This window comes from Dyella sp. LX-66, assembly GCF_018599165.1.
GTDB classification, from domain to species: domain Bacteria; phylum Pseudomonadota; class Gammaproteobacteria; order Xanthomonadales; family Rhodanobacteraceae; genus Dyella_D; species Dyella_D marensis.
Window position 1 is genome coordinate 702487 of record NZ_JAHFVJ010000001.1, and the last position, 26459, is coordinate 728945.

At 64.8% G+C, this 26459-nt stretch carries 22 protein-coding genes; 7 read left to right on the forward strand and 15 right to left on the reverse strand.

The annotated features are described in order from the left end of the window. Positions 1-288: 288 nt before the first annotated feature. The 4 genes from cyoE to KK141_RS03160 are packed head-to-tail and all read right to left on the reverse strand — an operon-like array spanning position 289 to position 3699. Positions 289-1197: a heme o synthase gene (gene cyoE, locus KK141_RS03145; RefSeq protein WP_214570913.1), complete on the reverse strand. Its 909-nt coding sequence runs from the start codon at positions 1195-1197 to the stop codon at positions 289-291. A 2-nt stretch (positions 1198-1199) separates the two neighbouring features. Then, positions 1200-2360 carry a COX15/CtaA family protein gene (locus KK141_RS03150; protein ID WP_214570914.1) on the reverse strand — a complete coding sequence of 387 codons (1161 nt, stop codon included), beginning with the start codon at positions 2358-2360 and terminating at the stop codon, positions 1200-1202. Further along, the gene (locus KK141_RS03155) at positions 2360-2962 is read right to left on the reverse strand and encodes a hypothetical protein (RefSeq protein WP_214570915.1); all 603 of its coding nucleotides are present in this window, start codon (positions 2960-2962) and stop codon (positions 2360-2362) included. Before KK141_RS03155 ends, KK141_RS03150 begins: the two co-directional genes overlap by 1 nt. Beyond that, on the reverse strand, positions 2959-3699 hold the full coding sequence (locus KK141_RS03160; RefSeq protein ID WP_214570916.1) for an SURF1 family protein: 741 nt from the start codon (positions 3697-3699) through the stop codon (positions 2959-2961). Before KK141_RS03160 ends, KK141_RS03155 begins: the two co-directional genes overlap by 4 nt. 59 nt (positions 3700-3758) lie before the next feature. Here KK141_RS03160 and KK141_RS03165 point away from each other — a divergent pair, with 59 nt between their 5' ends. Beyond that, positions 3759-3974 carry a twin transmembrane helix small protein gene (locus KK141_RS03165; protein WP_167253814.1) on the forward strand — a complete coding sequence of 72 codons (216 nt, stop codon included), beginning with the start codon at positions 3759-3761 and terminating at the stop codon, positions 3972-3974. 155 nt (positions 3975-4129) lie between these two features. Here KK141_RS03165 and KK141_RS03170 read toward each other — a convergent pair whose 3' ends face one another. The 5 genes from KK141_RS03170 to KK141_RS03185 all read right to left on the reverse strand — a co-directional run bounded on the left by KK141_RS03170 (position 4130) and on the right by KK141_RS03185 (position 8414). Then, positions 4130-5017 (reverse strand): cytochrome c oxidase subunit 3, encoded by an 888-nt coding sequence (locus KK141_RS03170; protein WP_214570917.1) that lies wholly within the window; start codon positions 5015-5017, stop codon positions 4130-4132. A 73-nt stretch (positions 5018-5090) separates the two neighbouring features. Next, a complete protein-coding gene (locus KK141_RS23055; protein WP_279589675.1) occupies positions 5091-5225 on the reverse strand; it encodes a hypothetical protein in 135 nt (44 codons plus the stop codon). A 67-nt stretch (positions 5226-5292) separates the two neighbouring features. Further along, complete coding sequence (ctaD, locus tag KK141_RS03175) at positions 5293-6909, reverse strand: cytochrome c oxidase subunit I (protein ID WP_214570918.1); 1617 nt, start codon at positions 6907-6909, stop codon at positions 5293-5295. A gap of 54 nt (positions 6910-6963) precedes the next feature. Further along, a complete protein-coding gene (gene coxB / locus KK141_RS03180) occupies positions 6964-7908 on the reverse strand; it encodes a cytochrome c oxidase subunit II (RefSeq protein WP_214570919.1) in 945 nt (314 codons plus the stop codon). Positions 7909-7928: 20 nt separating this feature from the next. Next, positions 7929-8414 (reverse strand): DUF2244 domain-containing protein, encoded by a 486-nt coding sequence (locus KK141_RS03185; protein WP_250901499.1) that lies wholly within the window; start codon positions 8412-8414, stop codon positions 7929-7931. Positions 8415-8768: 354 nt separating this feature from the next. Between KK141_RS03185 and putA the strand changes: the two genes are divergently transcribed. Then, entirely contained in the window at positions 8769-11924 is a 3156-nt protein-coding gene (gene putA, locus KK141_RS03190) for a bifunctional proline dehydrogenase/L-glutamate gamma-semialdehyde dehydrogenase PutA (RefSeq protein WP_214570920.1), read from the forward strand. A gap of 29 nt (positions 11925-11953) precedes the next feature. Here putA and KK141_RS03195 read toward each other — a convergent pair whose 3' ends face one another. Together KK141_RS03195 and KK141_RS03200 are read right to left on the reverse strand one after the other, a co-directional pair. Next, positions 11954-13330 (reverse strand): hypothetical protein, encoded by a 1377-nt coding sequence (locus tag KK141_RS03195; RefSeq protein ID WP_214570921.1) that lies wholly within the window; start codon positions 13328-13330, stop codon positions 11954-11956. 66 nt (positions 13331-13396) lie between these two features. Next, positions 13397-14242 carry a phosphatase PAP2 family protein gene (locus KK141_RS03200; RefSeq protein ID WP_214570922.1) on the reverse strand — a complete coding sequence of 282 codons (846 nt, stop codon included), beginning with the start codon at positions 14240-14242 and terminating at the stop codon, positions 13397-13399. Positions 14243-14412: 170 nt separating this feature from the next. Here KK141_RS03200 and KK141_RS03205 point away from each other — a divergent pair, with 170 nt between their 5' ends. From KK141_RS03205 to KK141_RS03220, 4 genes are all read left to right on the forward strand, one after another. Further along, complete coding sequence (locus KK141_RS03205; protein WP_214570923.1) at positions 14413-15498, forward strand: AraC family transcriptional regulator; 1086 nt, start codon at positions 14413-14415, stop codon at positions 15496-15498. 205 nt (positions 15499-15703) lie between these two features. After that, positions 15704-17158, forward strand: a complete 1455-nt coding sequence (locus tag KK141_RS03210) for a pectin acetylesterase-family hydrolase (protein ID WP_214570924.1) — start codon at positions 15704-15706, stop codon at positions 17156-17158. A 118-nt stretch (positions 17159-17276) separates the two neighbouring features. Then, entirely contained in the window at positions 17277-17768 is a 492-nt protein-coding gene (locus tag KK141_RS03215) for a hypothetical protein (protein ID WP_214570925.1), read from the forward strand. A 542-nt stretch (positions 17769-18310) separates the two neighbouring features. Continuing rightward, positions 18311-18610: a hypothetical protein gene (locus KK141_RS03220; protein WP_214570926.1), complete on the forward strand. Its 300-nt coding sequence runs from the start codon at positions 18311-18313 to the stop codon at positions 18608-18610. Positions 18611-18685: 75 nt separating this feature from the next. On the opposite strand, the gene KK141_RS03225 is transcribed toward KK141_RS03220, so the two are convergent. Continuing rightward, positions 18686-19060 carry a nuclear transport factor 2 family protein gene (locus tag KK141_RS03225; RefSeq protein WP_214570927.1) on the reverse strand — a complete coding sequence of 125 codons (375 nt, stop codon included), beginning with the start codon at positions 19058-19060 and terminating at the stop codon, positions 18686-18688. Between the two features lie 211 nt (positions 19061-19271). Here KK141_RS03225 and KK141_RS03230 point away from each other — a divergent pair, with 211 nt between their 5' ends. Then, positions 19272-20294: a hypothetical protein gene (locus KK141_RS03230; protein ID WP_214570928.1), complete on the forward strand. Its 1023-nt coding sequence runs from the start codon at positions 19272-19274 to the stop codon at positions 20292-20294. 295 nt (positions 20295-20589) lie between these two features. Here the strand turns inward: KK141_RS03230 and KK141_RS03235 are convergent, their stop codons facing one another. The 3 genes from KK141_RS03235 to KK141_RS03245 form a co-directional block, all read right to left on the reverse strand. Continuing rightward, a complete protein-coding gene (locus KK141_RS03235; RefSeq protein WP_214570929.1) occupies positions 20590-21006 on the reverse strand; it encodes a hypothetical protein in 417 nt (138 codons plus the stop codon). A 70-nt stretch (positions 21007-21076) separates the two neighbouring features. Further along, on the reverse strand, positions 21077-21412 hold the full coding sequence (locus KK141_RS03240; protein ID WP_214570930.1) for a hypothetical protein: 336 nt from the start codon (positions 21410-21412) through the stop codon (positions 21077-21079). Between the two features lie 17 nt (positions 21413-21429). Continuing rightward, on the reverse strand, positions 21430-26256 hold the full coding sequence (locus KK141_RS03245; protein ID WP_214570931.1) for an RHS repeat-associated core domain-containing protein: 4827 nt from the start codon (positions 26254-26256) through the stop codon (positions 21430-21432). Between the last annotated feature and the right edge of the window lie 203 nt (positions 26257-26459).

Genomic DNA, 26459 nt, shown 5'->3' on the forward strand with positions numbered 1-26459 from the left:
CTTGGTTGGTCGGACAGGGATGCCGTCGGGCGCAGCGCGCCGGAGGGCGCGCGAATTGTCTTGCTGCGGTGCGGGAGTGTCAACCACAAATGGCTGAATCGCGAACGAAAGTTTTTACGCGATACGCTCGGGGTAGGTTGGGGTGAGCGCAGCGAACCCCAACAGGCCTCAGCGCATCGCAACGTTGGGGTTACTGGCTGCGTCAGCAGCCAGCCCTTTGGGCCATCCGCTACGCGGATGTTCGCTACGGCATCCTGCCTTCGCAGTCGCCTTGCGGCTCACCCCAACCTACGCCGCACGTTGAAGTACGAAACCCTGCCCCTGCTGCAGCAGCGGCTCCACCAGCCAGTGGTCGGCCAGCAGGAAGGCGAACAGGGCCATCAGGTACACGATGGAGTAGTTGAACACCTTCATCGCGAAGAACTCATCCGGCGGATTGAGCAGCCTTACCGCGTAATAGAGGAAGCCCGCGCCCAGCACCACCGCGCCGCCGAGATAGACCAGCCCGCTGTAGCCGGTCAGCGAGGGCAGCAGGGTCACCAGGAACAGCAGCACCGTGTAGAACAGCACGTGCCAGCGCGTGTACACCACGCCGTGGGTCACCGGCAGCATCGGCACCTGGGCCCGCGAATAGTCGTCGCGGCGGAAGATCGCCAGCGCCCAGAAATGCGGCGGCGTCCACACGAAGATGATCAGGCACAGCTGCAGCGCGAACGCATGCAGCTCGCCGGTGACCGCGGTCCAGCCCAGCACCGGCGGAATCGCGCCGGCCAGGCCGCCGATCACGATGTTCTGCGGCGTGGCGCGCTTCAGATACGCCGTGTACACCACCGCGTAGCCGATCAGCCCGCCGAAGGTGAGCAGCGCGGTGAGCGGATTGACCAGCAGCACCAGCACCAGCATCGACAGCACGCCCAGCGACAGCGCGAACACCGCCACCTGGCGCGGCGTGAGATGGCCGGTGGCCAGCGGGCGATGCGCGGTGCGCGCCATCAGCTTGTCGATGCGCTGGTCGATCAGGTGATTGAACGCGGCGGCCGAGGCCGAGGCCAGCCAGATGCCCAGCGTGCCAAACACCAGCGCGCGCCACGGCGGGATGCCGGGCACCGCCAGGAACATGCCGATCACGGCGCAGAACACCAGCAGCGCGACGACGCGCGGCTTGGTCAGTTCCATGTATTCGTTGACGCGGCTCATGCTCAACCCAGCCCCTGAAAGATGCCATCGTCCTGCCGCCGCTGCGTGCGCGCCAGTGTCGCCAGCAGCACGAACAGCAGCAGCGCCGCCACGCCGTTGTGCAAGGTGGCCACCGGCAGCGGCAGGCCGAAATGCACGTTGCTGATGCCCAGCAGCACCTGCGCTACCAGCACCACCGCGATGGCCAGGCCGTGGCCGCGCAGGCCGCGGCGGGTGGCGCGCAGCGCCAGCCACGCCAGGTAGCAGAACACCACCAGGGCGCCGATGCGATGGGCGATCTGGATCGCGCTGCGCGCGGCCATGTCCAGCACGCCGCCTTCGTAGTTCACGCCGACGCCGCGCCACAGCACGAAGCCCTGCGGGAAATCGGTCGGCGGCACCCACTGGCCCAGGCACTTGGGGAAATCCGTGCCGCAGGCGAGCGCCGCGTAGTTGGCGGACGTCCAGCCGCCCAGCGCGATCTGCGCCAGCAGCAGCACGATGCCGATCACCACCAGCCGGCGCAGCGGCGCATAGCTGCCGTCGCGCGCGCCGACGCCGGCAAAGCGCAGCGCCGCATAAGCCAGCAAGGCGAAGGTGGTAATGCCGCCGAGCAGATGACCCATCACCACGATGGGCTTCAGCAGCAGGGTCACCGTCCACATGCCCAGCATGGCCTGGAAGATGATTACGCCGAAGGCCAGCACGCTGATGCGCCACGCGCCGGGGCGGTCCAGCGCCAGCGCCGCCAGCAGCGGCAGGCCGATGGCGAAGGCCGAGACGATCGAAGAAATGCTGTGCTCGCCGCGCATGTACATGGTGACGCCGACCGCAGCGAGGATCGCCGACACGATCACCGCATAGCGCGCCCACGGCCGCCGCCAGCTCGCGATCAAGGCCAGCGCGAACACCAGCATGCCCAGCGTGCCGGCCAGGAAGCGGTGCACCTGCTCGCGCCAGGCCTTGTGCGTTTCGTAGGGGCGGTCGGGGAAGGCCTGGTTGGCCTGCGCGATCTCGTGCTGGTGTTCCGGCCAGGTGGCCTTGCCGTAGCAGGTCGGCCAGTCCGGACAAGACAGGCCGGCATTGGACAGCCGCACGAAGGCGCCGAACATCACCACGCCAAAGGCGAACACGGCGGCGAGCAGGGCCAGGCCGCGCAGGATTTTCACGGAACGCGAGGACATCAGCGGATCACCTTCTGCAGGTCCTTGCGCAGGCCGGTCGGGTCGAAGCCTTCCGGATAGTGCGCCAGCGCGGTGCCATTGGATTCGACCAGCAGCGCGGCCACTCTGCCCGGCGTGGCGGCGCGCCACGGCGCCAGCTTGCCGTCGGCGTCGCTGCCGAGCTGCCAGCGGAAATCGGCATTGGTATCGGGCTGCCACACGCCGTTCTCCACCTTGCCCACCGCCGGCGCCGCCGACAGCAGCAACAGGCGCAGGCGCGGCGCATTGCGGTTCAAGGTGACGCGCGCGGCGGCGATCTTGTTGAGCGTTTCCACGCAGGTCGCGGCGCAGTCAGCAGCAGGCAGCGCGACCAGGGTGAGCTTCGGCTCGTCCGCGCGCCAGGCCCAGTCCTTGCCGTCCGGCAGCTGTACGCGCACGGCCTCCTGCGCGAAGTTGCGCTGCGGCGTGATCGGCAGGCCGTTGCCCTTGCCGCTGGGCTGGTAGCCGCCGACGGTGAGCAGGCCAGCGGCAACGATCGGTGCGGCGAAGATCGCCATGATCAGCAGCAGTTTCAGGCGGCCGGCGCGCTGTGCGGGCGGCACGGCATGTTGGGTTTGGCTCATCGCAAGTCCCCTTGTCTGACTTTGCGCTTGCGGTGCAGGAACAGGAACATCACCACCGCCACCACGGCGAAGGTGAACCACTGGAAGGCATAGGCGCGATGGCGCGCCGGCGGCATCGAACTGAAGTCGGGCGTATGCTCGCGCATGTAGATCGAGGCCGGTTCCGCTTCCAGCGCGAGCACGCGCGGATAGACGGTGGCGCCGAGATCCTTGGCGACCTGCGCCAGATCGAAATAGATCGTGGTCTTCGGCCAATGCGCCTGGCCGGCCAGTGCATCGCCGCCCATCTCGAAGCCCACGCCGGGCGGCGGCTGATAGAAGCCGCTGAGTTCGACCGTGCCCTGCGGCAGCGGCGGCAGCTGCGGCGGCTGGTCGGTGCCGTTGCCGGGCAGGAAGCCCAGGTCGACCAGCAGCAGGCGCTCCTTGCCCTGCGGCTGCAGCGGCACGAACACTTCCACGCCGCCGCGCTGGTCGTGCTTGGGGTTATCCAGCAGATAGACGCGATCGGCGAGGTATCGGCCGCTCACCCGCACGCGCGGAAACGCGTCCGCCGGCGGCGCTTCGCCCACCGCGGCAAATTCGCGCACGGGCTCCTGCGCCGCTGCGGCATAGCGACGCAGAAGTGCTTCCTTCTCGTCGGCGCGATGCAGCTGCCATTGGCCCAGGTGTACGAAAAGCAGCACTCCGGCCACGGTCAGCACCACCGCCCACCAGCGCGGACGCCGCAGGAAGCTCATACGGAGCCGCCACGGGGCAAGGCTATACTGCGGATGTCATCGTGCTTCGGGCCAATCACGTGGAAACCATCTACAAATATGCGCTGGTGATCCTGCTGCTGGTGGTGCTGTTCAACCTCGGCCAGGCGCTGTTCTTCATGATGACCGACAAGGACGGCAGCAAGCGCACGGTGTGGGCGTTGACGCGCCGTATCGGACTCTCGGTGCTGCTCATCCTGATGGTGGTGCTGGGCATCTGGATGGGCTGGCTGCATCCGCACGGCGTAGGTCGCTGAATTAAAGAAGCAATTGTAGCGGCCCGCCGGGGACCGCGCCGCTCCCGCGACATTCCGGCCAGGCCCCTTCCCGGACGAAACCCGGCCCAAAGAAAAAGCCCGCCTTCTGGCGGGCTTTTTCGTTTCCGGGCGCGGAGGCCTCGGAGACCGATCTATCAAAGAATGTAGACGAACATGAACAGGCCGAGCCACACCACGTCCACGAAGTGCCAGTACCAGGCCACGGCTTCGAAGCCGAAGTGGTGGTCCTTGCTGAAATGGCCCTTGGCGCAGCGGAAGAAGATGATCGCCAGCATGATCGTGCCCAGGGTCACGTGCATGCCGTGGAAGCCGGTGAGCATGAAGAAGGTCGAACCGTACACGCCGCTCTGCAGCGTCAGGTTGAGCTCCTGGTAGGCTTCCATGTACTCGTGCGCCTGGAAGTACAGGAAGGTCGCGCCGAGCAGCACGGTCAGGCCCAGGAACACCAGCAGCTTGCCGCGGTGGCCGGCCTTCAGCGCGTGGTGCGCGATGGTGACGGTGATGCTGGAGGTGAGCAGGATCAGCGTGTTCAGCAGCGGCAGGCCCCACGGCGCCACCGTCTGGAAGTCGCCGCCGATGCGCGCCGGACCGCCGCCGCCATTGGCGCCCCACGCAGCCGCGTAGTCGCCCCACAGGAACTGGTGGGTCAGCACACCGTGGCCATCGCCGCCCAGCCACGGCACCGAGAACATGCGGGCATAGAACAGCGCGCCGAAGAAGGCGCCGAAGAACATCACTTCGGAGAAGATGAACCACATCATGCCCATGCGGAACGAGGTGTCCACCTGGGCGTTGTAGCTGCCGGCCAGCGATTCGCGGATCACCGAGCGGAACCAGCCGAAGAACATGGCCAGGATGCCGACGAAGCCAACCGTCAGCAGCGTCTTGCCGAAGCTGGCCTCGCCGGGCTGCGCGTTCAGCCAGTGCGCGGCACCGAGCACGGTGACGAACATGACGACCGCGGCCACGATCGGCCACGAGCTCTTGGACGGTACGAAATAAGCGCCTTGCTGCTGACCCATGGTGAGGTTCCCGTGGATTTCTTCGTTTACTTCCACCCGCCGGACTGCACGGGGTTGCGAAACCGGTACCGCGTTACTTCGAGATCCACAGCATCTGCAGGATCGAGAACAGGAAGACCGCCACCGCGATCGCCGCGACCGCGTAAGCGGTGCGCCTGGCGCGCTTGAGCCGCGCCGCCTGTTCGGTTTCCGTCAGTTGCTGGTTCATCGGAACGCCGTCTTTCATCGGATATTGCCGGCGCCCGCCACGCTGCCGCGGCAGGCGCCTTTCATCGTCAGTCTTCCACGTGGCCGTGGGCGAGCTCTTCGTCGTGGATCACCGGCGGCAGCTCGAAGGTGTGGTACGGCGCCGGCGACGGCACGGTCCACTCCAGGCCCTTGGCGCCTTCCCACACGCGGTCGGTGGCCTTCTTCTTGGAGAACCACACGGCATGCACGATCACGCCCAGGAAGATCAGCTGCGAGGCGCCGAACAGGAAACCGCCGATCGAGCTGATCATGTTGAAGTTGGCGAACGCGACGTTGTAGTCCGGGATGCGGCGCGGCATGCCGGCCAGCCCCAGGAAGTGCTGCGGGAAGAACAGCACGTTCACCCAGATCACGCTGTTCCAGAAGTGCACCTTGCCCCAGAACTCGCTGTACATGTGGCCGGTCCACTTCGGCAGCCAGTAGTACGTCGCCGCGATGATGGCGAAGATCGCGCCGGTCACCAGCACGTAGTGGAAGTGCGCCACCACGAAGTAGGAGTCGTGGTACTGGAAGTCGGCCGGCACCAGGGCCAGCATCAGGCCGGAGAAGCCGCCGATGGTGAACAGGATCACGAAGGCGATCGCGAACAGCATCGGGGTCTCGAAGGTCATCGAGCCGCCCCACATGGTGCTGACCCAGTTGAACACCTTCACGCCGGTGGGCACCGCGATCAGCATCGTGGCGTACATGAAGAATATCTCGGCGCCCAGCGGCAGGCCGACCGCGAACATGTGGTGCGCCCACACGATGAACGACAGGAAGGCGATCGAGGCGATCGCGAACACCATCGCCTTGTAGCCGAAGATCGGCTTGCGCGAGAAGGTCGGGATGATTTCCGAGATGATCCCGAACGCCGGCAGGATCATGATGTAGACCTCGGGGTGCCCGAAGAACCAGAAGATGTGCTGGAACAGCACCGGGTCGCCACCGCCGCCGGCATTGAAGAAGCTGGTGCCGAAGTACTTGTCGGTGAGCAGCATGGTCACCGCGCCGGCCAGCACCGGCATCACTGCGATCAGCAGGAACGCCGTGATCAGCCAGCTCCACACGAACACCGGCATCTTCAGCAGGTCCATGCCCGGGGCGCGCATGTTGAGGATGGTCGCGATGATGTTGATCGCGCCCATGATCGAGCTGATGCCCATCAGGTGGACGGCGAACACCACGTAGGCCAGCGAGTCGGTCTGCAGCGACAGCGGCGGGTACAGGGTCCAGCCGCCGGCCGGGCCGCCGCCCGCCATGAACAGGGTGGACAGCAGCAGCGCGAAGGCGAACGGCAGGATCCAGAACGACAGGTTGTTCATGCGCGGCAGCGCCATGTCCGGCGCACCGATCATCAGCGGGATCATCCAGTTGCCCAGGCCCACGAAGGCCGGCATCACCGCGCCGAAGATCATGACCAGCGCATGCATCGTGGTCATTTCATTGAAGAAGTACGGCTGCACCAGCTGCATGCCGGGCTTGAACAGCTCGGCGCGGATCACCATCGCGAAGCTGCCGCCGATGAAGAACATCAGCAGCGAGAACACGAGGTACAGCGTGCCGATGTCCTTGTGGTTGGTGGACATGCACCAGCGCACGAAGAAGTTCTTCGGCGCGCCGTGATGGTCGTCGTGGTGATCGTGGGTGGCTGCGTGGGCCATGGCCTTGCACCTCTACCTAAACAGAATGCTGTGGGACGGCGTGTGGCCGAAGGATCAACCCTGGTGGCTGTTCGCCGGAGCGGCCGCCTGCGCGGTGCTCGGCGCGGCGGCGCTGGCGGCCGGAGCCGGAGCGGCCGGCGGCGCGGCAGGCTGCGGCTGCGCCGCCTGCTGCTTCTGCGCCAGCCACTGCTCGAACTCGGCCTTGGGCACGGCCTTCACCACGATCGGCATGAAGCCGTGGTCCTGGCCGCACAGCTCGGCGCACTGGCCGCGGTACACGCCCGGTTCCTTGATGTTGGTCCAGGCCGCGTTGACGATGCCGGGGATGGCGTCGATCTTCCAGCCCAGCGCCGGCACCCACCAGGAGTGGATCACGTCGCCGGCGGTGATCACGAAGCGGATCTTGGTGCCGACCGGAACGACCAGCGGCTCGTCCACATTGATGAGATAGGTGTTGTAGCCGTCCACCTTGACCGCGTTCGGGTCCAGGCCGGACTTCAGCTGGCGGGTCTCGTCGCTCTCGCGGTCCAGCTTGGACATGAAGCCGACCTTCTCGAGCGGCTTGCCCTGGTAGTCGACGTAGTCGTAGCGCCACTTCCACTGGTAACCGGTGATCTTCACGGTCATCTGCGAGCCGGTGGTGTCGGCGAAGGTCTTCAGGCCGCCGGTGGCCAGGTAGGCCAGCACGATCAGGATCAGCACCGGGATGGTGGTCCAGACGATTTCCAGCGTGGTGTTGTGCGACCACTTCTCGGCCACCGCGCCGCGCGATTTGCGGAAGCGGAACATCGCCACGAACATCGCGCCGAACACCACGATGCCGATGACGACGCAGACACCCAGGGCGACGTTATTGAGGAAGTAAGGCTCGGAGGACCATTCGGTCACGCCGCGCGTCATGTTCAGCTGACCGGGTTCCGGGTTGGACCACGCCGCGCCAGCAAACAGCGCGCAGATCGTTGCCACCCATGCCTTGATCCTGATGCCGCCAGATGTCATGTCTTGCACCCTTGTTGAACCTACCTGCGCGGCTGGGGATGAAGGTCCGCCAGCAGCACCATGAGTTTCCTCGACAGCTCGGCGCGCTCCTCGTCGGTGAGGAATGCCCCGATCTCCAGCTCGCGCCCGTGCGACGTCAGCAGCAGACGATGGCGTCCCGCCCCCTCCCCCAGCCGCACGCGCACCCAGTAGGACTGGAAGCGCGCACTGCGCCGGCCCGGCAGGGATTGCACCTCCAGCGACGTGGTGTCGAGGGTGATGCGCTCGCTGCGGTCGCCGGCCCGCCAGGCTACGCCCAGGGCGAGAGCCACCGCGGAGGATTCGACCAGCGCGAACAGCGGAGCGAATACATTGCCCTGCCATGCGCCGAGTCCGGCCGTCGTCAGCGCCAAAGCCGCCAGTACCCCAATCCATCGACGCAGATCACGCCGGCTGAGGGCGCGATTAGGCTTGAGCCAAATCGTCGCGCACGGCAGGCCGGCGGCAGCTGGTCGAAGCACGATCATGGAATAACCGGCGTGCCTGGAACCCGCGAATCATAGGCCGCGGCGTCCGCACGGGCAAGAATGACGCAGGGGCTTGACGCGGGCTTCGCGATGCGGTGCGCCGAAATGAAGCCCCTCTCCCACTGGGAGAGGGGTTGGGGTGAGGGTACGGGCGGAGCGCAAGAATGATGTGCACCGCTCCGGCCGTACCCTCATCCGGCTGCCGCCACCTTCTCTCCCACAGGGACTACCTTCGGGTCGCCGGCGGGAGAAGGACTCGCTCTTGAAGCCTGAGGGGGCATACGGATGCGTCCGTTCTCCCACACCACGTACAATTGCGGAATTCCCTGCGCTTCCCCGGCCCATCGACATCCCGTGACCCAGCCCATCCTCAGCCCCGAACTCCCGACCGGCGCGGAACCGGCCCGCGCGCGCATTACCGCCGCCTGGCTGCGCGACGAGACCGAAGCGGTCAACGACCTGCTCGTGCAGGCCAGCCTGCCGCCCACCGAGCGCGAAAAGGTCATCGACCTCGCCGCCGACCTGGTCACCCGCGTGCGTGCGCGCGCCAAGGACCAGAGCGCGGTCGAATCCTTCATGCGCCAGTACGACCTCTCCAGCGAGGAAGGCGTGCTGCTGATGTGCGTGGCCGAGGCCCTGCTGCGCATCCCCGACAAGGCCACCGCCGACAAGCTGATCCGCGACAAGCTCGGCGACGCCAACTGGAAGAAGCACCTGGGCCAGAGCGAGTCGCTGTTCGTCAACGCCTCCACCTGGGGCCTGATGCTCACCGGCAAGCTGGTCAACCTGGCCGAGGACACCCGCCACGACTTCACCGGCGCCCTGCGCCGCCTGGTCGGCCGCGCGGGCGAGCCGGCGATCCGCCTGGCCGTGCGCCAGGCCATGCGCATCATGGGCCACCAGTTCGTGATGGGCCGCACCATCAACGAGGCGCTGGACCGCTGCGCGCAGAAGGAATACGCGGTCTACCGCTATTCCTACGACATGCTCGGCGAATCGGCCCTCACCGGCGAGACCGCCGAGCGCTATCAGCAGGACTACCGCAACGCCATCGCCGCCATCGGCGCGCGCGGGCCCTTTGCGAACCACACCGACGCGCCGTCGATCTCGGTCAAGCTCTCGGCCCTGCATCCGCGCTACGAAGTGGCCAAGCGCGAGCTGGCCCGCCGCGACCTCACCGCCAAGCTGCTGGAACTCTCCCAGCTGGCCATGAAGCACGGCATCGCGCTGTCGGTGGACGCGGAAGAAGCCGACCGCCTGGAACTGTCGCTGGACATCCTGGGCGACGTCTTCGCGCATCCCTCGCTGGCCGGCTGGAACGGCCTCGGCATCGTGGTGCAGGCCTACTCCAAGCGCACCCCGTTCGTGATCGACTGGCTGATCGAGACCGCCCGCGGCTCCGGCCGCCGCTGGTACGTGCGCCTGGTCAAGGGCGCCTACTGGGACGCCGAAGTGAAGCGCGCGCAGGAGAACGGCCTGCCGGGCTACCCGGTGTATACGCGCAAGCCCAATACCGACGTCTCCTACCTGGCCTGCGCGCGCAAGCTGTTCGATGCCGGCGCGGAACTGATCTATCCGCAGTTCGCCACGCACAACGCGCACAGCATCGCCGCCATCCATCACCTGGCCAAGGGCCGCCCGTACGAGTACCAGCGCCTGCACGGCATGGGCACCGACCTGTACGCCGAAGTGATCGGCGCGCAGAACCTCAACGTGCCCTGCCGCGTCTACGCGCCGGTCGGCACCCACGAGGACCTGCTGCCCTACCTGGTGCGCCGCCTGCTGGAGAACGGCGCCAACACCAGCTTCGTCAACCGCGTGGTGGACGAAAGCCTGCCGGTGCGCGAGCTGGTCGCCGATCCCTGCGAAACGGTGCGCTCGTTCGCATCCATTCCCCACCCGCGCATCCCGCTGCCGGTGAATCTCTACGGTGAACTTCGGAAGAATTCCATGGGCGTCAATTTCTCCAACGACAACGAACTGAAGGCCCTCGCCGAGACCGTCAACGCGAAGTCCGGCCCCTGGACCGCCACCCCGCTCGTGCCGGGCGCCACCAGCGCCGGCGCCACCGTGCAGGTGACCAACCCGGCCGACCGCCGCCAGGTGGTGGGCAGCTACGTCAGCGCCGACAGCGCCACGGTGGAGAAGGCCCTGGCCAACGCCGTCGCCGCGCAGCACGGCTGGGACCGCCTGCCGGCCGCCAGCCGCGCCGCCATCCTGGAGCACGCCGCCGAGCAGCTCGAAGCGCGCCGCGGCGAGTTCATCGCCCTGTGCGTGCGCGAAGCCGGCAAGGGCCTGCCCGACGCCATCGCCGAAATCCGCGAGGCCGCCGACTTCCTGCGCTACTACGCCACCATGGCGCGCCGCTACTTCGGCCAGCCCGAGCAGCTGCCCGGCCCCACCGGCGAGAGCAACCAGCTGTTCTTGAACGGCCGCGGCGTGTTCGTCTGCATCAGCCCGTGGAACTTTCCGTTGGCCATCTTCCTGGGCCAGGTCGCCGCCGCGCTCGCCGCCGGCAACAGCGTGATCGCCAAGCCCGCCGAGCAGACCAGCCTGATCGGCCATGCCGCCGTGCAGCTGCTGCACGAAGCCGGCGTGCCGGCCGACGTGCTGCAGTACCTGCCGGGCGACGGCGCCACCGTCGGCGCCGCGCTCACCCGCGACCCGCGCGTGGCCGGCGTGGCCTTCACCGGCTCCACCGAAACCGCCTGGGCGATCAACCGCGCCCTGGCCGCGCGCAACGCGCCGATCGCCGCGCTGATCGCCGAGACCGGCGGCCAGAACGCGATGATCGCCGACTCCTCCGCCCTGCCCGAGCAGATCGTCAAGGACGCCATCTCCTCCGCCTTCCAGTCCGCCGGCCAGCGCTGCTCCGCCGCGCGCGTGCTGTACGTGCAGGAAGACATCGCCGACAAGGTCTGCGCCATGCTGGCCGGCGCCATGGCCGAGCTGAAGGTGGGCGACCCCTCGCAGCTGTCCACCGACGTGGGCCCGGTGATCGACGAGGACGCCAAGAAGATTCTGGTCGACCACGCCGCACGCATGGACAAGGAAGCGAAGAAGATCGGCGAAGTCGCACTCGACCCCGCCACCACCGCCAACGGCACCTTCTTCGCCCCGCGCGCCTACGAGATCCCGGGCCTGGCCACGCTCACCCGCGAAATCTTCGGCCCCGTGCTGCACGTGATCCGCTGGAAGGGCAGCGAGCTGGACAAGGTGGTCGACCAGATCAACGCCACCGGCTACGGCCTCACGCTCGGCATCCACAGCCGCATCGACGACACCGTGGAGTTCATCCAGACCCGCGCCCGCGTCGGCAACTGCTACGTCAACCGCAACCAGATCGGCGCGGTGGTCGGCGTACAGCCCTTCGGCGGCGAAGGCCTGTCCGGCACCGGCCCCAAGGCCGGCGGCCCGCACTACCTGTTCCGCTTTGCGGGAGAGCGCACGCTCACCATCAACACCACGGCGGCAGGCGGCAATGCGTCGCTGCTGACGATCGGCGAGTAACACATGCGATGGCCTGACGCAGGGATGCGTCAGGTGTCGTCGTCGCTGCTGTCGGAGAAATGCGGGTCCTTGCGAGGATAGAAGCCCGCCGGCGGACGGGCTCGGGTAAAGCTCCCCTTGCCCAGGGCGCGCCGCGCGGTATTCGGAGTTTCGGCCATCAGAAAACGCGGCGGTTGCCGCTCGTCGCCCACGAAGCCTTCGTGGAACGACAAGTCGCCGGCTTCCACCGCGCGCAGCACGGAACGCCCGTGCTTGCTCGAACCGCCCACGCGCTCCGGCTCCGAGATCGTCATGATCGCCATGAACTTGGCGGCGGCATTCGACTGACGTCCATCGGCGATCGCTCCGTCAGCCGGCCGCTTGCCGGTCTTGATCGCACCCAGCAGTTCGCGCGCCACCGCCTGCTCGCGCGCCTTGCGCCCGCCCGCGGCCGTATCGCCGACGAAGGCGTCGACCAGCTCAGAATATTTATGGCCCACTGAGGCGTTGCCATAGTCCCCCTTGGTCGTGCTGATCTTCGGCCCGCGGTCGCGCGTCGGAAACTTGGAAAGGGTGACCGGGCCATAGGGCGTGTCCACGGAAACGGACGCCTTGTTCTCACTGTTGCGCCACGCCCTGCGCATGTTGCGCGCCTGGCGTTCGAACGCGTGCACGGATTTGCCGATCGTCCCGGCGCCAGCGCGGGCCTCATCGCGTTCCGCGGCGTCCCGATAACGCCCACCGGTGCTGCGCGGCGCGAAGGTGGCCACCACCGGATCGAGCGGACGCTTGGGCAGCTTGCGCCGCGTAGCCGGCAGCTTTGCCGCCGGTGGGATGCCGCCGTCAGCGGCGGCCGCCGGCCTCCTCGACCCAGCCCGCCAAGGGGACAGCTTCCTGGCAACCTTCTTGGTGGCCTTCTTGCTCGCCGCCGCCATGCTCGAATTGACCGTCGGCACCATGGTCGATGCCTTCTTGGTCGTCGGGAGCATCACGGACAGCTCGTCCGGCTTGCGCTTGACCACCGACGCCGCCGGCTTCGATGAACTGGACGAGGACGCCGGCTGCGCGGCGGTCGGCTTGCGCGGAATCTTGCGGGTGAACATCGGCTTTGCGGCTGCAACTGCGCCCGGCGGCGTTGCGGCTGCCGTTGCCGTTACCGGTGCGAGGGTTGGCTTTGCCGCCGGCGGGCTGTGCAGCTTCGTGATCGTTTGCGCCGCCGCTGCCCGCGTTGCCGCCGGTGACGCGGATACCTTGGCCATCGGCTTCACGCCGACCGGCGGCGCCAGCACCGCCGGCTTCCTCACCCCGCTCTTCAAAGGGCCGAGCTTGACCAACTCGGACTTTCTAGCCCAGTCCGGAGCCGCGCGCAGGCCGCCCTTCTGCATGGACGAAAGCGCCTTGCCCTGGCGATCTACGCGCTTGCCCAAGACGCCTCCTCCCTGATGCGCGATGCGGTTGTCAGCGTGTCTTCAAACGCGGATCGCGCGCGCTCGTCAATAAGGCGCCTGCTCAATCAAAGCATGTTCCGCCGCACACTGCCCGCCATCCACCGGCGTGCCCGCCGCACGCAACGCCGCCAGCTCTTCCCGCGCCGCCGCCATATCCGCCTGAAACGCCGGCTCCGCATGCAGCCGCGCCACGATGGCCGAGCCATTGATCTGCCCCGCCTGGATCGCACTGAGGTTATGCGCGCCGCACACCACGCGGCTGTCGGCGAAGGAGCGGGCGCGCAGCAGCACGTCGTTGGCGCGGTCCGGTGCCAGTTCGGTGAGGATCAGGCCCACCGTCCAGCCCCAGGTGGAATGGCCGGACGGATAGTCGAAGCTGCGGCGCAGGCGGTCCTTGGATTGGCAGACGGCGCCTTCGTCGATCAGGAACGGGCGCTGGCGCTGGTTGGCTTTCTTGGCCGGGTCGGTGATGCGCACGCCATCCTCGTCGACCCGCTTGAGCAGGGCCGCCAGGCGCGGCAGACGCGCGGGGTCCATCGTCACGCCCATCGCGCAGCTGAAGTCGCGCAGCATGTCGGGCACTTCGAGGTTGACGTCGCTGGTGGCCAGCGCCCAGCGCGGCGTGCCTTCGAGCTTGCGTGTCTCGCGGAATACCTGGCGGTCCGCCTCGTAGCGTGCGGAGCCGGCTTTCGGTGCGGCCGGCAATACCTCGGCCATATGCAGCGCGGTGGGATCGGCCAGATAGCCCTTCGCAGGCTTCGCCGCCGCGGTGTTGGAGGAACCGCCGGCAGCGGTTGGCATCGAGGTTTTCGCGGCGGGCGCGGCGCAACCGGCGAGTGCGGCGGCGAACAGCCAGACGGCGTGGCGGGCATAAGAATGAGGCAGGTGCATGCTCGGCTCCGGTAGCGGCAAGCGCCCATCACACCGCCGTTGGCGCCTCAGCTCAATAGGCGGGCCGCACTTGCCGTTTGTGCATCGCGCAAACACACACCTGCCGTGCGTGCTATAGAAACGCCTTTCGCGCCGGCCAACGCCGGCAACCGTGGGGAGCACGAGGCACGATGGCACGTCCCGCCACCCTGGCCGGCCTGGCGCCGTCCGCGGCGCATCCGCTGCTGGCGGACGATCCGCGCTACACGGCCGCCGAGTTCCCGCCGAACAAGCTGCTTTACCTGGCGCAGATGGCCGACGCCCTGGGCGTGGACAGCCGCCCCTGGTTCGCCGGCCTGGCGCTCAGCCGCACCCAGATCGCCGACCCCGCACTGCGCGTCTCCTACCGCCAGGCCAGCCTGTTCGCCCGGCGCGCGCTGCAAGCGCTGGACGTGCCCGACGCCGGTCTGCGCATCGGCCGCGAAGGCACCATCGGCGGCTTCGGCCTGCTCGGCCTGGCCATGATGACCTCGCACACGCTGGGCGACGCCATGCTCGCCGGCATCGCCCACCACAAGATCTGCGGCTGCCTGCTCGAACTCAACCTGGAGCCGCTGAGCGAGCGCGAAGTGGCGCTGGTGGCGTGGCCGCGCTTCGGCGACACCGAACTGCTGCCGTTCTTCTGCGAAGAACTGTTCGCCAGCTGTTTGATGATTGCGCGCGAACTGGTTGGCCCCGAACTGCGCCCGGTGCGCGTGGAGTTCGGCTATCCGCGCCCCGCTTATGCGCGCGCCTACGAAGAACTGTTCGAATGCGAAGTGCGCTTCGGCACGCCGCAATGCCGCCTGCTGATCGGCACGCCGTGGTTGGCGCGCACCCTGCCCGGCCACAATCCGCTGACCGCGAAGCAGGCGCTCGCGTTGTGCGCGCAGCAGATGACGCCCGATGGCGGCGAGCCGCACCAGGAGATCGTCGCCGCGGTGGAACGCCTGCTGCGCAGCCGCCTGCGTCAGCAGCCGCGTTTGCTGGACGTAGCGCGCACGCTCAACCTCAGCGAACGGTCGCTACGCCGCAAGCTGGCCGAGAGCGGGCGCATCTTCCGCGAGATCCACGACCGCGTGCGCGCCGAACGCGCACTGGAACTGCTGCGCGCCGGCCAGTTGAGCGTGGCGGAGATCGGTTCGGAAATCGGCTTCAGCGACCCGCGCGAATTCAGGCGTGCGTTTAAACGCTGGACCGGCATGCCGCCGCAGAACGCACGCCACGCCGGCGACTGAGCTGCGCGGGGGGCAAGTCGGACAAGTGCGGGGGGCAATCCAGCCGACCTGCTCGATTTTCACGCAATCTTGCTTGTGGCGTGCAGCCGCAAGGCGTCTGCTCCGTCGATCGGGCCAGGGGAGCATGGCCCGTACCGGTGAACCACCGGGCATTACGCGATCGTGACCCACGTATCTCGTGCCGATTGGATTCGGAGGAGCCGACATGTCCCTACGCCGCACATCCTTGGCTGCCCTGCTGGGCGGCTTTCTGCTTTGCAATGCCGCGCCTGTACTGCACGCCGAAGAGGGCGATTACACGCCGCTGCAGGTGCTGCTCAATCTGATCAGCCCGCCGAAGGCCGATCATCCGGTGACGCCGGATCAACGATTGGGGCCTTACCCGTTATTGAGCAACCCCGCGGGTTTTGCCGATGGCTTCAAACCCGGTGCTTACGATCAATGGCAGACCATTCAACTGGCGCCGGAAACCGGGGCGATCTGCGGCAATGGTTCGCCCTATAAATTCTTCCTGCTGCGCAGTGCGCAGACCACCAATACCGTGGTCTATATGGAAGGCGGCGGCGCGTGCTGGGATTACGGCAGTTGCACCGGCCAGTCGGGTATTCGCGGTGCGCGCAATCCCAATGGCATTCCCGATAACTACATGACCATCAGCAACCCCGGCGCGCTGCTGGTCAGCCCGTTCGTGGGGCGGCTCAATCTGCTGGACCTGGTGAACCTGCTCAATGGCGAGCTGCCGCAATTGCAGCCGCTGAAGACACAGCAGTGGAATATCGTCTACGCGCCGTATTGCACCGGCGATATCTATTCGGGCGATCGCGTGGCGGTGTATCCGGATCCGAGCGGGCAGCATGAGCCGTTGATCTGGCATCACAACGGCCTGCGCAATGAGCGCGCGATGCTTGCCTGGTTGAAGGACAACCTGCCGCGGCCTGGGCAGATGCTTTCCACCGGCTGCAGCGCAGGCGGCACCGGCAGCCTTACGAACTATGCGGCGCGGCGCAAGGATATGGGTTCGCCGCGTTCGTTCCTGCTCGATGATTCAGGACCGATCTTCTCCGCGCCGACGGGCGGCAGCTCGGCGGATTATCCATCCGCACCGCTGTTCGCGCAGATCCGCCAGGCCTGGGGCCTGGATGCAGCGAACGGGCCGTTGAATACGCTGCAGCATTACCTGCCCACGTTCGATCGCAGCGATATGGGCAGCATCTATCCAGCGCTGTCGGCGGAGTTTCCGAACGACCGCCTGGGCCATACGCATTTCTGGCAGGACCTCAATTACTCCAGCTATTCGTATGAGCGCTTCTATCCGGAGATCGCCAATGCACCGGACGAGGCCACCAAGGAGCGGCTGATTCACCAGCTGTGGGCAATCGACACCAACCGCCTGCGCCAGACCACCGATGGCTTGAATAATTTCGGCGGTTATTTCCCGCAGTACCGTTCGCTCAACGAGAGCCACTGCACCACCATCGTCGATCTGCGCAATGGCGATATCCAGGATCAGCATCTGGAGCTGATCGACTTTATCAACAACGTGCTGGATGGACAGGGGCGCGTTCTGCATGCCTCGGAGGCCAGCGATGCGGCCGATCGGGCGAAGCCGGTGAATCCGCTGTATGTGCTGGTGAATCAGTTGCTCAGTAACGGGTTGTGAGGCGCGACGGATGAAACCTGTGGTTGCCATTGCGGTTGTCTGTGGCCTCGGCTTGGGCGGGCTTTGGCTTGCCTGGCCGGGGCCGCATCCGGCGGCGCCGGTGCGTGCCGCTGCGACGATGGCTGCGCCGCCACCGGTGGCAGCAACGGCGGACAGTGCGGCGGTGCGTGAGTATCGGGAGCGCGAGCGTTTTGGCGCTGACGTGCACGACTTCTTCGCTCGCGCACGTTCGCTGGATCCGGTGGCACGCCAGCGCCAGGCGGATGCCTTGCGCGAGGAGTTACGCCAGCGCGAGGCGGATCGTTCGATCAGCGCGGGCGAGTCGATGAATCTGCAGATCGCCCTGGTGCGGGCGACGGTGGACGATCCGCAGGAACAAGCCGGTGCGCTCAACGCGCTGGGCGAGCAGTTCCGCGCGCAGGCGGATCAGGCGAACCAGGCGTGGTTGCAGCAGCTGGCGGCCGATCCGCAGTTTCAGCGCTACAAGCAGGATGAGCGGCGCATCGTGGAGGCGGTGATGGCGATGCCGGTGATCCCCGGGGGCATGAGCCGCGATGTGTATCTGCGTGAGCAGTTGCAGCAGGCGCGTGAGGCGGCGTATCGCCAGTGAAGCGTGATGTGCCGCACTCGGCGCAATTATCGGATTCTCCCTACAGACAACCCTAAATTGCTCTGCTAGCGTGTTTGCGTTGCCCGCGCTGTGGTTTCGATGCGCGTCGCGGGCAACCATGGCAGCAATGTCGTGAGAGCGCGGGCCAAGGGTGTCTCACCACCCATGGCCCGCTAACCACAACCAATTGGCTACGGAATTGATCATGGCTAACTCAGATCATACGGGATTCGCGCGCTCGCCGATCCCCAGGGCGACACACCCTCCGACTCATCGGGCCGTCCGCTTCTACCGCGGGCACGGTTGAAGAACCGCGACCTAAGAGTTATCGCAGGTAATAAATCCTAGCCGCGAAACCCGGCGCGTTGCCTCGTGCAACGGCGATAGCGACTGAAGCCGCAACCCACTTCATCAATCAAGCCGCCCGGCGCCCATGCTTTGGGCTGTCGGTCAATCCCGAGTCCGTATGGTCGCGGCACGCCGTGCTGTTCTGGCGACGTGCCGTTCTCGGAACGGGAGCGGCGCATGGCAAGGAGTTGCTTATGAACGACGTTTTCGGCGAACCGTGGATGGTCCGCCATACCGCTTATTACTCCGACCCCGACGCCGGGCCGGACGCTTTGTTGAACGACGCCACGGAGTGGCTGCAGTACGCATACAACGCCATCCGGGTGCTGGCCGGGATGGTGCGCGAAGGCGGCGAAGTCGATACGGAGCATTTGCCGGTGATGCTGGAAGGCATCGCCACGTTTATCGACATGGGCACGCGTTGCGCGATGCTGGCGCATGGCCGGGTGCAGTGGTTGCAGTTGCAGCACGAAACCACACAACCGCCAGCGTAGGTTGGGGTGAGCAAAGCGAACCCCAACAATGCGACCGGTCAGACCGCCGCCATGTTGGGGTTCCCTCAGCCTTACCTACCTGCCGGATTGATACGAAATCCTGAAGAACTGATTGAGCACCCGGAAATTCCCGCCACTCGCATCCGGCATGATCAGAAAGCTGGAGAAGAAGTGCAGCAGCTGCTGATTCACCAGCATGTACCCCTCCACAAAGATGCAGACCCCGCCATTCACGCTCGGCTGCGATTCGATATTGGCCAGATCATAAGTCGCCGCGGGAAGGGACTGAAGTTTCTGGACGATCCCGGCAACTCCTTCGAATGCATCTCCCTCAAAGCTAAGCAGGGAGCTGTCGCTGTAGAGCGTCGACAACGCTTGCGGGTTCGATTGGAGAAGGTAGTAGTAGTGCAGGCAATAATCCTTAGCTATCGCTCCTGTATCACCGCTCATGAGTGCATTCCCCTGTGTGATGTTAGCCCTGGTGTACTACTGAAGGGCGCAGCTTATGGGACTGGGCGCTAGCGAACTAGCGCGGGCTAGATCGCGATCGATGAGGAGCACGTGCCGGCGAACTCACCCTTCGCAAGCACTTTATTGACGCCCCCTTTCACCCCCTCCTACCATCACGCGAGGAGCCTGGATTCACTGAAGGAAGAGGGATATGAAGGCGATCACCGGCGCGCAACTGCATAATCTCAATAGCGCCTTGCTACTGGTTACGCTTGCCCTTTCCATCATTGCCCCATTTGAGACCCTGCTGGTCTCTTATGCTGTACTGGGACCACTTCACTACCTGACGGAAATGTCCTGGCTGCATGACAGGAAGTATTTCCTTCAGCAGCAGCTGTCGCGTTGGCTCTTGATCGGTGGCTTGATCCTTCTGCTGCCGTTCGCGATTGGCCTGGGCAAGCTCCCTGGCGTCGCGCTGCTCGAACCCTATCGAGTACTGCTGCTTTTTCTGGTCTTTGGCGGAGCCGCCGTACTTGCGCTGGCTCGCACCTGGGTACATCGGCTATTGGGCGTCCTCGTCCTTGCTGCAACATGGGCCTTACTTCGTGGCCGTCTGCTCGATGCCCTGGTCGGCGTATACCTCGTGACCGTCATTCACGTATTCGTATTCACTGCGGTATTCGTGTGGAATGGCATTCGTCGCCAACCGAACCGGGAGGGTGCGCTGTTCCTTGCTCTATTCATCATGTGCCCTCTCATTTGCTTCGGAGCACCAGCGTCCTGGAGCACCTCCCCAGCCTCGTGGACCATGACGAGCTACCAGCTAGCGTTTTCAAAGCTCAATCAGACGGCCTTCTCCATAAATGGATACGCGCTGACTCCCGAAGCCGTATTCTCATCCCCCTGGAGCATGCGTTTGACGCGCTTCTTTGCGCTCGCATACACCTATCACTACCTCAACTGGTTCTCCAAGCCGACGGTCATTCCTTGGCATCGCATGTCCAGCACACGCTGGGCCGCCATCATCAGTCTGTGGATCGCATCCATCGCAATCTATCTTTACGACTATGCGGCGGGCTTCTTGCTTCTGCTAACTCTCAGCTTTGCCCACGTCGTGCTTGAGTTCCCGCTTAACCATCTTGCGTTCAAGCAGCTATTGCTGGGCAATGCCACTGCTCGAACCAACCCAGCACTCGTGCAGCAGCCCCATGAAACGGGCGCGGGGACTGCCTGATGTTACTGATGGCGTAGCGGTGACGCGGAAGATTTAGCGCCACCATCCCCGCTGCCTTTGCCCCAAGCCGCCCACCATTCTTCAGCGGCCCCCAGCTTCGATATCACCGAATCGGCAACCGCGCCCACCGATTCGCAGTCAAAGCGGAACCAGCAGTCCGTTCCTCCACCGGCCTTCGGCTGAATACGATGGCGCTGGTCAGGATGCACGTCCCAAGCCCTCGCTTTACCAGGCGGAATGAGAGCTCCCCAATGCGTAGCGCTGTCACCTGCCCTGTGATGCCCCATGCCCGACATCATCCTTCAGGCTTCAATTTCTTCAACTCACGTATCGCATCAGGATCATTCTGCGCGGCTGACTTTCGGAGCCAGAAGACGGCCCTCTTCTTATCGTCAGCGCTGCTGCTGCGATCATCACTCAATTGAACCCATGCGTTGTACTGCGCCACCGCATTGCCATTCTCGGCCGCGATGATCGTCCAATACTCCGCCCTGTCAAAATCGAGCCTCACACTGCCGTAGTACAAGGAAAGCCTGAGAGCCGCCTCTCCGGAACCATTCCATCCCTCGTCCGAGAGTCGGATCACTTCGTCAGGGCGCAGAGTCAAGTCTCCTACGCCCGAGATAATTTGGTCCAAACTCTTGGGACTCTGCGATTGGGCGAAAGCAGAGAACCCGACGGACAGAGCAAACAGGAGTGCGATCATCTTCATATGACAGTCCTTCGGGGGCATGGAGCAGACTTGACGTCACCCGTCCCCATTGCGCTCACAATCCCAGCACTCATGACCTCGACACGACGTCTGAATATGGCAGAAGCAGTAAGCTGGTCATAGCGACGGTATTGACGACGCAGAGAAAAAAAATCAGCGCTGGGATTTTTGCCGCACCCCATCCCTTCCGCTTTATCAAGAACGCGAGCACCGCCATCATTATGAAAGTCAGCATGAAGTAGAGGCACACACCGACCCACCCGAAACTGATCAAATGCGGCATGCCTCCTCCCGCCTTATCAATCACCGCAACCAAGTGAAAGATCTGGCCCGACACATATAACGATTGAATGCCGGCCGCCACGGCGAATGACAACAGCATCACACCAATGATGAATGAGCGCATGCCTTTACCCTCCGAGTTCATGGGACAACCTCCAACTTCCCGTAGTAAGTAACCGGCGTCCCTACGGGGGGACCCCACCGCCACGGGTGCGGCCCCGTTCTGAATGACCGCTGCGACTGATCAGTTACCGTCATCGTTTGCGTGTGATCGATCAGATCGCGAATGTTCTGATACAGATCGTTGTATGCCTTCGAATCCCTATTGATCGTTATGCATCCGAGACTACGAGTTCCCGGATGGAGACGAAAAGCCCCGCGCCCGGTTGCATCGTCGACATCGTCGAACCGATGCGCGTCGACCGGATCGAGCCGATACCACCCCGGATTTCTCGCACCCAGTATGTCGTAAATGCCTACGGTAATCGCAGTGCCATCGGGACTGAAGCCTCCGTCCGCACTGAATCTTCCACCCGTACCGGCGAAAGTGGAATAAACATCCCTGGGATTCTTTGTGTCGAAGAACGTCAACAATCCAGTGGCAAGGGAATAGGTTCCGCGAACATAAAGTCCGTATGGATCCACAAACTTCAGTGGATCACTTTCTGCGTAGGCATACGTGCTCACGCTCGCATCCAATCCCAAAGGATCGCTTTGCAAGTAGCGCGCAGTCGCGGGGTCGAAGAAACGATGAATGTTGTAGAAGCCACCGGACTCTGCGTCGTAGTATTGACCCGGAAAGCGCAGATTGAGTGCATAGCCGCTCACCGAAGTGGGCTGTTTCTCACCGAATACATTGCCCTGATAAAGCCATTGCCACTGCACAAGTCCAGAATCATCCCTTACCACCCGCGGCGTGCCTAATCCATCCGAAATCACATAACTCGTCTTGGCTGCCGCCCCAACACCATCGACAACCGCCACCGGCAAACCATCCATCGTGATGTAGTCACGATTCGTCGTACCGTACTCGCTCAGCAGCTGGCTACCTTCGTCATACGCAAAGCGCTCGCTCACCACCTGCGGCGCCGTCGCCGCCTTGGCCACACGCTGCCCCATCGCGTTGTAACTGTAGTTGGCGACAGTCTGGCCATTCCGCTGCACCACCGTCATCCGGTTGCGCCCGTTATAGCCATAGCCAAACGCATCGCCGCCGGTGGAGTTCCCGGTGGTATTGCCGTTGGCGTCATAGGTGCGTGCGCTGCTGCCGATGCTGGTAAGCCAATGCGTACCGCTCTGGTACCCATAGGTGCCGGTAGCGAGACCACTGGCGCTCTTGCTCAGGCGGTCACCCGTCTTGTTATAGGTGTAGGCCTCGATCGCCGTGCCGGTGGCATCGTTGATGGCGTTCAGCCGATACAGCGCGTCATAGCGATACGTCTCCGTAGCCGGACTGGCTCCCGCCACATCGCCAAGCGCCGTGATATTACCCATCACGTCCCTGGCGAAATGCAGGTTGAGCGGCGCACTCACCAGATCGGTCAATGCGTAGTTCGCATCGTAGGTGCGCGTGACCTGCTTGCTGAAGCCAATCTGCCCCAGCATGTAACTCGTGATGGGACCGAGCGGCATATAGCTGACTGAGTCGACGATCGTGTTCGTCGTGCCAGCGGCCGTCAGCGCCACCGACTGCACCCTTCCGACGAGATCCCGCGTATAGGTGACCACCACGCCACTGGGATAAGTGAGCGTCGCCAGCCGATCGGCGAGGGTATAGGTATAAGCCACCACGTCCGTCTGCGTGCCCTGCGTCTGACTCTTGCGCACCACATTGCCGCGCACGTCGTAGCAGTAGATCGTGGTGACGTTGGCCTCCACGACCCGGGTCAAGCGCCCAATGGGATACGAACCCGTGCAGCCCGTGACGCTGTCAGCCTCGTCGTAGTACCAGGCAACATTGTCAGCCGCTTGCGGGTACGTCGCCGAAGTGCGCCGGTCCAACGCATCGAACGTCTGGCTGACCTGGACGCCACGCGCATCGGTCATCGAAATGGCGTTACCCGCCTTATCGACGATGGCGCTGGAACTACCCGTATCCGGGCTATGCAATCCGACCTGATCGCCAAACGCGTTATGGTCGTACAGCGTATTGAGCGCATCCGGATCGCCAACGCCTGCCATCCGGCCGAGTGCGTCGTATTGGTACACGGTCTGCGCATTGCGCGTCGCCTGATCGCTGCCGTTGAAATCCTCGGTCGCACCCACCACGCGATTCAAAGCGTCATAGTCGCGCTTGAGCTGGACATTCAAGCCGTCGGCCGCATGCACCAGATTGCCGTTGGCGTCGTAGCTGTCCGTATACGTCGCGCTCATGACGCTGCGATTGAGCGCATCCTGCACACCCGTGAGCTGCCCCAACGTGTTGTACGAGCGGGTGAGGCTCCGCGTCACGACCCCGTTGTTGGCATTGGCCACCTGCTCCTTGATGCGATTGCCCGCCGCATCCAGCGTGAAGCTCACATACTCGCCATTGCCGTTGCGGATCATCGTCAGGCGGTGCGCGGGGTCATAGCCGTAAGTGATGGTGTCATTGTCAGGATCGGTCACCGTGGTGACGTTTCCGGCATTGCTGTAGCCGTACTGGGTGACGGCATCCTTCGCGGACGCGGAGCCATTGGCATTGGCGCGCACCGTGCGGCTGAGCAACCACCCGCGCGGCTTGTAGGTCAGATCGGTGATGACCCCATTCGGATCGACCGTCCGTGTGGGCCGCCCGTTCTTGTCATAGGCGGCAAAGGTAATGACCTGGCCCAGCGCATTCGTCACCGACTTGAGGTCGCCGTGCTGCCACAGCGTGCCGTCGGTGAGGTAGTACTGATAGGTCGTGGTCTGCGCGATATCGGTACGCGGGCCGGTGGCGCTGAGCATCAGGCCGACCAGCGGGCACTGCACCGCATCCACGGCCGTGCAATAGGTGTAGGTGGTACGTCGCACGCCTTCGGGCGCCGTGCCGGTATTCGAGCAGGTGTAACCCGCGGCAGAGGCGGCGCCCGGGTCGATCTCGCAATAGGCCAGCACCTGGCCTGTCGCGTTGTATACCCAGCCGGTGGACGCCACAGCGTGGCCCTGGTTATCCAGAACACTCCGGCTCAACGGGCGCCGGAGCTGGTTGTCCCACACCGTGGTCGTGGTGCGCTGGTCGCTGGCGCCCACCGCTTCGACGGTCTGCAGCAGCAAGCCGTACTGGTCGTAAGTGACCTGCGTGGTGACGCCCTTGAAGTCCACATACGTCGCCGGAAAACCACGGCTGTCGTAAGTGCGGCTCTTCCAGCGCTGCCCGCAATCGGGGCCGCACGGGGCATCCATGGAGCTGACGCGCGACAGCCCGGCGACCGAGGAAATACCGAGCTTGACCGTATTGCCCAGCGGATAGGTGATCGAAGAGGAGCCGTCGCTGTTGTAAGCGATCTTGGTCAGGCCCACGCCGCCAACGAAGGTGGACGACGTCGCCCGGCCCGCGTTGTCATAAGTGATGGTCTCGTAGCGCGCGCCGTTCTCGTCCTGGATGCCGGTCATCGCATTGGGCAGGCTGGTCTGCCCGATGTAGGCGGCTTCGTTGAAGCCATAAAGACGATAATTTGAATCGGGATACGTCACCTGGGCGATATTGCTGGTGGCCGCGACGTAGTAGTAACTAAGCGTCTTGCTGTCCGGCAAAGTGATGGAGTTCAAGCGCGCGGAGCTGTCGTAGAAGAACGTCAGCTTTCTGCCCTTGGCATCCGTGACGGTTTTCAACAGGCCCAGGCGCGGGTAGTACGTCGACGTCGTCGTGCTGTACGCCAGCGTGATGCCCTGGCCGTCCTGTCCGAGCACCTGGACCAGCTTGCCGGTGCTGTCATAGGTTTCGGTTTCGCGGCTGCCGCCGATAAACACCGAATAGCCGGTAAGCACGCCCTGGCCGTCGCGGATTTCGGCCAGCTGGTCGACCGGAAGATCCGTCGCCCAGGCGCTGCCCGACTTGGTGAACGTCTCCTGCTTGCCGTCCGGCCGCAGCATGATGATGGTCGCCACCGGCGTGCCGATCAGGCGCAGCGAGCGGTCGAAGCTATGGCGCCAGCGGAAACCGAGATTGGCTGGCGCTACCGCGCCGCTGCTGTTGTAGAAGCGGCGGAAGGTCAGCCAGTAGCTGGCGGTGTAGTCGTCTTCCTGCAGGTAGTAGCTGCCCGTGCCGGCATCGATCGGATCGCCAACCTTGGCCGCCCCCATGGTTTCGGCGCAGGAGGAGCCATCGGCATTGCCGTTCGCTCCGCCGCCGCTTCCACTGCCACTCTTCGCCGAGCCCAGGCCGCCATCGCAAGCTGCGCCGCTGCCGAGATTCCTGGCCACATCCCCACCGAAGCGGGTAGCGCTGACGGTACCCGGCTTGCAACCTGTCGCCGCCGTCCACGTACCGCTGAAGCTCGCGCCATCGGGCGTCAGAGTGACGACGGTGGTGTCCTGGCAAGGCGTATTCGTGCCGCTGCCCCGCGAGATCACGGCCGTGTCGTTCAAGGTCAGGGTGTTGCCGGAGACCGTGCCCGTCACCGACCAGATGTACCAGTTGGTCGCGCCATTGCTTTGCGGCACCGTCTTGCGGGTGCCGGTGACATTGCCGCTGTCGTCCTGGCGCAGGTCGAATTCCTCTTCCCACGCCGCAGCGGTTGCATCGCCGGGGGCTTGCAGGTTGCCATGCCACAACCCGGTCACATTGACTGTCGCAGTCGCGGCAGCGCTGGCAACAGCCTGCCGCTGCGCCAGCCTCGGCGCCACGGCGGGGCCTCCGCTGTAGTCCTGGGCGTGCGCCGCGGAGACGGCAAGCATGGCTATGCAACCGAGCGCCAAGGCCGGTTGCTTGAAGAGGCGGTACAGGCGCTCGCGAACCGAGCGTATCGAGATGGCGCGCAGACGCGCGCGGGCAAGGCTATTCACCCCATCACTCCTTTGACGGTCAAGCGTTCCAATCGCATGTGGTCGAGCTGCTGGCGCCCTTGTGCAACTCGGGGAAGGGCGCTCGCGAAGCCTACTCAAGAATGTCGAAGGTTTGCAAAGACCGCGTGAAGGATCGGTGGTGATCCCAGCTTCCGGCCTTCGCCCTCGGCGATCGCGCCAAGGCCAGATATCACCCGGGGCCG

Coding starts and splice junctions, on each gene's coding strand:
- KK141_RS03155 (WP_214570915.1), bottom strand. CDS start 2,962: ATGAGCCAAACCCAACATGCCGTGCCGCCCGCACAGCGCGCCGGCCGC.
- KK141_RS03205 (WP_214570923.1), top strand. CDS start 14,413: ATGGCACGTCCCGCCACCCTGGCCGGCCTGGCGCCGTCCGCGGCGCAT.
- coxB (WP_214570919.1), bottom strand. CDS start 7,908: ATGACATCTGGCGGCATCAGGATCAAGGCATGGGTGGCAACGATCTGC.
- KK141_RS03235 (WP_214570929.1), bottom strand. CDS start 21,006: ATGAAGATGATCGCACTCCTGTTTGCTCTGTCCGTCGGGTTCTCTGCT.
- KK141_RS03160 (WP_214570916.1), bottom strand. CDS start 3,699: ATGAGCTTCCTGCGGCGTCCGCGCTGGTGGGCGGTGGTGCTGACCGTG.
- ctaD (WP_214570918.1), bottom strand. CDS start 6,909: ATGGCCCACGCAGCCACCCACGATCACCACGACGACCATCACGGCGCG.
- KK141_RS03220 (WP_214570926.1), top strand. CDS start 18,311: ATGAACGACGTTTTCGGCGAACCGTGGATGGTCCGCCATACCGCTTAT.
- KK141_RS03215 (WP_214570925.1), top strand. CDS start 17,277: ATGGCTGCGCCGCCACCGGTGGCAGCAACGGCGGACAGTGCGGCGGTG.
- cyoE (WP_214570913.1), bottom strand. CDS start 1,197: ATGAGCCGCGTCAACGAATACATGGAACTGACCAAGCCGCGCGTCGTC.
- KK141_RS03230 (WP_214570928.1), top strand. CDS start 19,272: ATGAAGGCGATCACCGGCGCGCAACTGCATAATCTCAATAGCGCCTTG.
- KK141_RS03210 (WP_214570924.1), top strand. CDS start 15,704: ATGTCCCTACGCCGCACATCCTTGGCTGCCCTGCTGGGCGGCTTTCTG.
- KK141_RS03185 (WP_250901499.1), bottom strand. CDS start 8,414: ATGATCGTGCTTCGACCAGCTGCCGCCGGCCTGCCGTGCGCGACGATT.
- KK141_RS03150 (WP_214570914.1), bottom strand. CDS start 2,360: ATGTCCTCGCGTTCCGTGAAAATCCTGCGCGGCCTGGCCCTGCTCGCC.
- KK141_RS03225 (WP_214570927.1), bottom strand. CDS start 19,060: ATGAGCGGTGATACAGGAGCGATAGCTAAGGATTATTGCCTGCACTAC.
- KK141_RS03170 (WP_214570917.1), bottom strand. CDS start 5,017: ATGGGTCAGCAGCAAGGCGCTTATTTCGTACCGTCCAAGAGCTCGTGG.
- KK141_RS03200 (WP_214570922.1), bottom strand. CDS start 14,242: ATGCACCTGCCTCATTCTTATGCCCGCCACGCCGTCTGGCTGTTCGCC.
- KK141_RS03240 (WP_214570930.1), bottom strand. CDS start 21,412: ATGCGCTCATTCATCATTGGTGTGATGCTGTTGTCATTCGCCGTGGCG.
- KK141_RS23055 (WP_279589675.1), bottom strand. CDS start 5,225: ATGAACCAGCAACTGACGGAAACCGAACAGGCGGCGCGGCTCAAGCGC.